We start from the raw sequence: 5,776 nt of genomic DNA on the forward strand, positions 1-5,776 counted from the left end.
TCCTGATGTTCCATCACGGGGAAGGAAACTAGCATCCGCGCACGTTCGCAGTTTCTCGGCCCCGTGTCCCCCAACCCCTTAAGGTCTGGCTGTCCGATCACATGATCACGGGACAGGCCCTAGCGGGCGAGTGCTCTGGGTGGCCGAGCGCCTTGAGCGAGCGAACCCCCCGCGGTCGAGCACCCCGAGTGGGCGGGCGCTCCGAGTGGGCGAGCCTCCCGGCGGGCGAGGTCCGGGCGGGCCAGCGGCCTGGGTGGGCGAACCCCCCTGCGGGCGAGATGGGTTTGGTGTTTGAGGTGTGCCGCTTCCGGATGGTTTTCGAGAGGGATCAGGCGACCCGGACCGCCCCCGCGAACGGGCGACCGGCGATCGGGGCGATCTTCACCACGTCACCGGTCTGCGGGGCGTGCAGCATCTTGCCGTCGCCCACGTACAGGCCCACGTGGTGCAGGTCGGAGTAGAAGAAGATCAGGTCGCCCGGCTGCATCTGGCTCTTGGAGATGTGCGTGCCGGCGTTCCACTGGCTGCCGGTGTAGTGCGGCAGGCTGATCCCGACCTGCTTGTAGGCCCACATGATCAGGCCGGAGCAGTCGAAGGTGGACGGGCCCTCGGCGCCCCACACGTACGGGCGCCCGATCTTGGTCATCGCCAGCCGCAGCGCCTGCGCGGCCTTGCCGCTGCCGACGACGGGCAGCTTGGCGAGCTGGGTGGGGTCGCGCTTGACGAGCTTGCCACGCACCTTCTCATACAGCGTGGTGACCTTCTTGCGCTGCGAGTCGAGCTGGCCGCGCAGCTTCTCCACCTGCTGGGAGCGCTCGTCGGCGGACTTGCGGGCGCGCTGGGCGGCCTGCATGGCCTGCATCATGCTCGCGACGCGGGTGCCGTCCTGGGTGGCGAAGTAGCGCAGGGTCGCGGCCTGGTCGAGCATGGCCTGCGGGTCCTGGGCGGCGACGAAGGAGACGGTGGGGTCGGTGGCGCCGCCCTGCATGTAGCTGGTGGCGGCCAGGCTGCCGAGCTTCTCGCGGACGCCCTGCAGTGCCTTCTCCTGGCGCGCGGCGTTGTCGGTGGCGACCTTGGCGGCCCGCTGCGACTGCTGGAGCTTGACCTTGAGGCCGTTGTACTGCTCGGTCAGCTGCTCGAGCTGGTCGGCGAGCTTGTGCGCCTGGGTCTGCAGCTCCTTGGTGGACGGCTCGGGGTCGGCGTGCGCCGCGACGGGCGGTGCCAGCACGGTCATCGCGGCGACGGTGCCGGCCAGCGTGCCGGCGCGCAGCCGTGCGGCCGGTCTCATGCGCGAAAAGGAACCAGGGCGCGAGCGCTCCACCAACTCTCCTCTCCTCGTCCGCCTACCGAGTTAGCTGACGGGTGCGGGCAAGGAGCAGCCCGTCCGCGGCGATGGACGCGGATTGACCCCGGTCGGTCTCGGCTCCGGGAGGCTCCCGGAACGCTTCCGACATTGGGTTCCCGGCTCCCGGAACGCTGGCGGCGGCCCGTGGACTCGGCGGTCCGGCCGCCCGTGTCCGGGCGGATGTCCCGGCGATCGGTCCCGGCGGCCGATGTCAGCGCAGGAGACTAACGGAACCGGAGGGGCGTGCCAACCGGATGTGACGAAAACCCAGGTGCCGTGACCGATTCTGAGTTGAATGACTGGTATGTCTGGTATTTGGGTTGTGCTTTGCCGTATTTTGCCCGCCGTCCCCCAGAACCGTTCCGCGCGCTCACACCCTTCGTCGGGACGGGCCGCGGCCGTCCGATAACGTCGGTTGTTTGTGGAAGTCGTGATCAGGCGTGCCCGCACCGCCGACGTCCAGGACATCAGCCGGCTGGTCGGCCTGTACGCGGGATCGGGGCGCCGCCTGCTCAAGAAGTCCACCGTCAAGCTCTACGAGGACGTGCAGGAGTTCTGGGTCGCCGAGGAGAGGTTTCCCGTACCGGAGGGGGACGGCCCTGTGGCCCCCGGCGGTGGCCGGATCGTCGGATGCGGCGCGCTGCACGTCATGTGGGAGGACCTCGCGGAAGTCCGTTCGGTCGCCGTCGAGCGGGGATACGGGGGACGCGGGATCGGTCACCGCATCGTGGCCCGCCTGCTGGACACGGCACGGGAACTGGGCGTGCGAAGGGTGTTCTGTCTTACCTTCGAGGTGGAGTTCTTCGGGCGTCACGGGTTCCGTCCCATCCTCGGGACTCCCGTTTCACCAGAGGTGTACGAAGAACTCCTCCGCTCCTACGACGAAGGCGTGGCAGAGTTCCTGGACCTCGACCGGGTCAAGCCGAATACGTTGGGCAATACCCGGATGTTGCTTCGCCTGGAGGACTGACCGATGAGTAGATCCCCCCGACGCGGCAGGCACTCCCAGCCGCCGCAGCCGGGCCCGCCGCAGGGACAGGGACAGGGGTCGTACGGCCCGCCGCCGCCCTACCAGGGGCCCCAATGGCAGCAGCCGCAACAACAGCAGTGGCAGAACCAGCCGCAGTGGCAGAACCAGGCGCCGCCTCCCCAGCAGCAGGGGTGGCAGCAGCAGCCCGTCCAGGACCAGGGGTACCAGGACCAGGGGTACTACGGCGGCGACCAGGACGACGTCTCCGAGGCCGCCAGCCTGCCCCTCGCCCCCATCTACCGGCGCGCGGGCGCACGCCTGCTCGACAACGCGCTGGTGGCGGTGTTCGGGTTCGCGCTCGTCCTGCCGATCGTCATCGGCACGATCGGCCTGGACAGCGCGGGCAGCAAGACCGACACCGAGGGCGGCATCTGGAACTGGCCCATCATCTTCACGCTGTTCGCGGTCCTGTCGGTGCTGCCCTTCATTTACGAGGCGGTGCAGCTCTCCCTCTGGGGGCGCACGCTCGGCAAGCGGATGCTGCACCTGGGCGTCGTCCAGGTGCGTCCCGCCGGTGACGCCCTGACGACCACCCAGGCGGTGTGGCGCGCGGGCATCATCCACGTGGGCTACCTGATCGGCGGGTTCTTCTTCCTGGTCCTGGCCGTGATGGTGTGGGACTACCTGGCGTACGGGATGCTCCTGGTCTGGATCGGCGCTCTGATGGCCTACCTGTGGGCGATCTGGGACCAGCCTCTGCACCAGTCCCTGCACGACCGCTTCGCGGGCACGCTTGTCATCGACGAGCGGGTCGAGGACGGCGATGCGGGTTACGACGAGTACTCCGAGTACAGGGAGTAAGGCGGGACATGGCGGCGGCGGATCAGTCACCGAAGGCCGACCCGCTCCCCGACGAGGGGCCTCCTGACGAGGGGCCGCTCCCGGAGGTCGTTCCCGGCCTGGCCGAGCCGGGGCAGCGGCTGCTCGCCCGGATCGTCGACACGCTCGTGGTGGGGCTGCCCGTGGTGGCGGTCGTCCGCGAGGTGGTGCCGGCCGCCGACTTCGACGTCGTCGCGCCGCCGGCCGTCGCCGGTTTCCTGCTGCTGTACGAGTGGATCCAGCTCTCCCTGTGGGGGCGCACGCTCGGCAAGCGTTTCGCGGGCATCGAGGTCGTGCGGTTCCCCGTCCCGGAGGGGGCGGCGGCGCCCGCGGACGGTGCCCTGGGAGCCTCCCAGAGCGTTTCTGAGGTCGCTGAGGGGCCTTGGGTCGGCTCGGGTCTGCCGGGCGTGCGCAGCGCGGCTCTCGCGGCCTCAGGGGGCGTGCCGGGGGCGCCGGGGCCCGTCACGGCCCGGCGGGACGTCGAAAGCGCGCCAGAGCCCTCCATAGCGGCGGAAGGCGAAGGCGCCGAAGAAGCCGAAGGCGTCCGGGAAGGCGTCCGGGAAGGCGCTGTGGAAGGCGGCGTGGAAGGAACGGTCGAAGGCGCCTCGGAACGCGTCCGCCAAGCGGATCGCGAAGGCGCCGCGGAAGGTGTGGCGGAAGGCGCTCCTGAAGACGGCTGGGAACATGCCGCGGAAGGCTTCCGGGAAGGCGGGCACGAAGACGTCCTGGAAGACGTCCCGGAACGAGTCCCGGAAGGCGCCGTGGAAGGAGCTCCCGTAGCCGCGGCGGAAGTCGCTCTGGGGGATGCCTCAGAGAACGGGAGCGTTCCGGAGGAAGAGCTTCAGAAGCCCCCACGGCTAGGGGTGGCGCGTTCCCTGCTGCGGTCGGCCACCTATGCGCTTCCTATTGCCGTACGGCCCGTCCCGGTGTTCGGTCTGATCGCCGGTGTCTTCTGGGTGGGGAACGCGGGCCTGATGTACGAGGGCGTGCGCCGGCAGGCGTTGCACGACCGCCTTGCGGCCACCGTCGTCGTGAAGCGCGGCGCCGCCTGAGCAACCGCCCAGCGGACACAACGCGGCGGCACCCCGCCGAGCCTTGTGTGACGACATTGAGGACTTATCCGCTGTAATCGGTATGCAGTAGAGTCACCCGCGCCGTACTCGCCTACGGAGCACTTCCCCTGGCCGAGCCCCCCGCACGGCAACGGATTTCGCCGACCCCGCCCCCGCCGGTATCGATGTACATCCCCCCGGTGGAGGCACGTGATCAGGCTGCCGTGCGGGCGTCCGGCCTGCCGTGCATTCCCCCTGGGCCGGTGTGGTTAGTGCCGTTACGTCAGGGTTAATCGATGGCTCCGGGGTGGGTGTTGCCGCCCCGGTTAAGGTGGTGCCCGGCCTAATTTCTTCGCCCGCGGACCCGGCCGGGAAAGCCCGGGGGCCCGCGAAACCGGTCCAATGCATGATCGATCGTGCTGGTCAGGGCCTCCGGAGGTGACCCCGGTCACCTCCGAAATCCCCGTCCCGGCCGGGGCTGCCGGACAAATACATACAGCCTGCCACCCCGGGTCGACCGCCGGTGGCGGCCCGTCGCGTATCGCCCCTTGCCGCCGCGTATCGCCCGTGCGTCGGATTCGGAGGGCGGCGATTACGAAGAGTTACCGAGGGGGAAGGCTACTTCCGCGCGAGTTGAATTGTCATCGGCAAGCATCGCGGTATATCTTTGTCAACCGAATGCAGTTTGCTCCAGCTGAAAGGTCTGTCCCCATGGCACAGAAGGTTCAGGTGCTTCTCGTCGACGACCTCGACGGTGGCGAGGCGGACGAGACCGTAGCGTTCTCGATCGACGGCGCCTCGTACGAGATCGACCTCAGTAGCGCCAACGCAAAGAAGCTGCGGGATTCTCTGCAGCCGTTCGTGGAGAAGTCCCGTAAGGCCGGCGCCACCACTCGCCGCCGTCGCCAGCGCGGTGCGTCCAGCCGTGAGCGCAGCGCCGAGATCCGTGCCTGGGCCAAGGACCACGGCATCAAGGTCAATGAGCGCGGCCGCATCCCGGCGAATGTGATCGAGAAGTACGAGGCCGCCCACTGAGACGCCTCGCCGCGACGGCCCGTCTCCGATGGTGAGACGGGCCGTTCGCTTGTGGCGTAGAGATCTTTGGGTTGTATCGGGCATGTCGCGGTAGACAGGATGCAATCGGCCATCGCGTCGGCGGCCGTGCGCGCGTCGTGGTCCAGTGGTGGTCCACCTGCGGGAAGGTTCCGTTCGCTTGGGGCGTAGCGGGAACATGACGCAACCGTGCGGTAGTTGGATGAGACTGAACAGCGCTTAGCTGGGGAACGTCTCTCGGTGGGCAGCACCGGGCGGCCTCCTCGGGGCGGGCTAGATTGATTGGTGCCAGCACCTGCGGAAGGACAGGTTCGGACATCCCGGACTCTGACCAACCGCTCTGTGAGGAGCGACGAGATGTTCGAGAGGTTCACCGACCGTGCGCGTCGGGTTGTCGTTCTGGCTCAGGAAGAGGCCAGGATGCTCAACCACAACTACATCGGTACCGAGCACATCCTCCTTGGGCTGATCCATGAG

At 68.6% G+C, this 5,776-nt stretch carries 6 protein-coding genes and 1 riboswitch; of the genes, 5 read left to right on the forward strand and 1 reads right to left on the reverse strand.

All coding sequences use genetic code 11. From position 1 onward, the window contains the following. Window positions 1-328: 328 nt before the first annotated feature. Window positions 329-1,288, reverse strand: coding sequence for an NlpC/P60 family protein (locus ACFPZN_RS55565; protein WP_378293442.1), 960 nt, complete (start codon window positions 1,286-1,288; stop codon window positions 329-331). Window positions 1,289-1,324: 36 nt separating this feature from the next. Beyond that, a riboswitch (cyclic di-AMP (ydaO/yuaA leader) is annotated at window positions 1,325-1,445 on the reverse strand. A 321-nt stretch (window positions 1,446-1,766) separates the two neighbouring features. Here ACFPZN_RS55565 and ACFPZN_RS55570 point away from each other — a divergent pair. The 5 genes from ACFPZN_RS55570 to ACFPZN_RS55590 all read left to right on the forward strand — a co-directional run. Then, window positions 1,767-2,315, forward strand: a complete 549-nt coding sequence (locus ACFPZN_RS55570; protein ID WP_378293444.1) for an amino-acid N-acetyltransferase — start codon at window positions 1,767-1,769, stop codon at window positions 2,313-2,315. Window positions 2,316-2,318: 3 nt separating this feature from the next. Then, on the forward strand, window positions 2,319-3,176 hold the full coding sequence (locus ACFPZN_RS55575; protein ID WP_378293446.1) for an RDD family protein: 858 nt from the start codon (window positions 2,319-2,321) through the stop codon (window positions 3,174-3,176). A gap of 8 nt (window positions 3,177-3,184) precedes the next feature. Continuing rightward, window positions 3,185-4,246 (forward strand): RDD family protein, encoded by a 1,062-nt coding sequence (locus ACFPZN_RS55580; RefSeq protein WP_378293448.1) that lies wholly within the window; start codon window positions 3,185-3,187, stop codon window positions 4,244-4,246. Window positions 4,247-4,957: 711 nt separating this feature from the next. Further along, window positions 4,958-5,281, forward strand: a complete 324-nt coding sequence (locus ACFPZN_RS55585) for a histone-like nucleoid-structuring protein Lsr2 (RefSeq protein WP_197009256.1) — start codon at window positions 4,958-4,960, stop codon at window positions 5,279-5,281. A gap of 375 nt (window positions 5,282-5,656) precedes the next feature. Beyond that, the coding region (locus ACFPZN_RS55590) for a Clp protease N-terminal domain-containing protein (RefSeq protein ID WP_151491872.1) at window positions 5,657-5,776 on the forward strand (120 nt) is incomplete at its 3' end.

The organism is Actinomadura rugatobispora, from assembly GCF_042656285.1.
Taxonomy (GTDB): Bacteria; Actinomycetota; Actinomycetes; order Streptosporangiales; family Streptosporangiaceae; genus Spirillospora; species Spirillospora rugatobispora.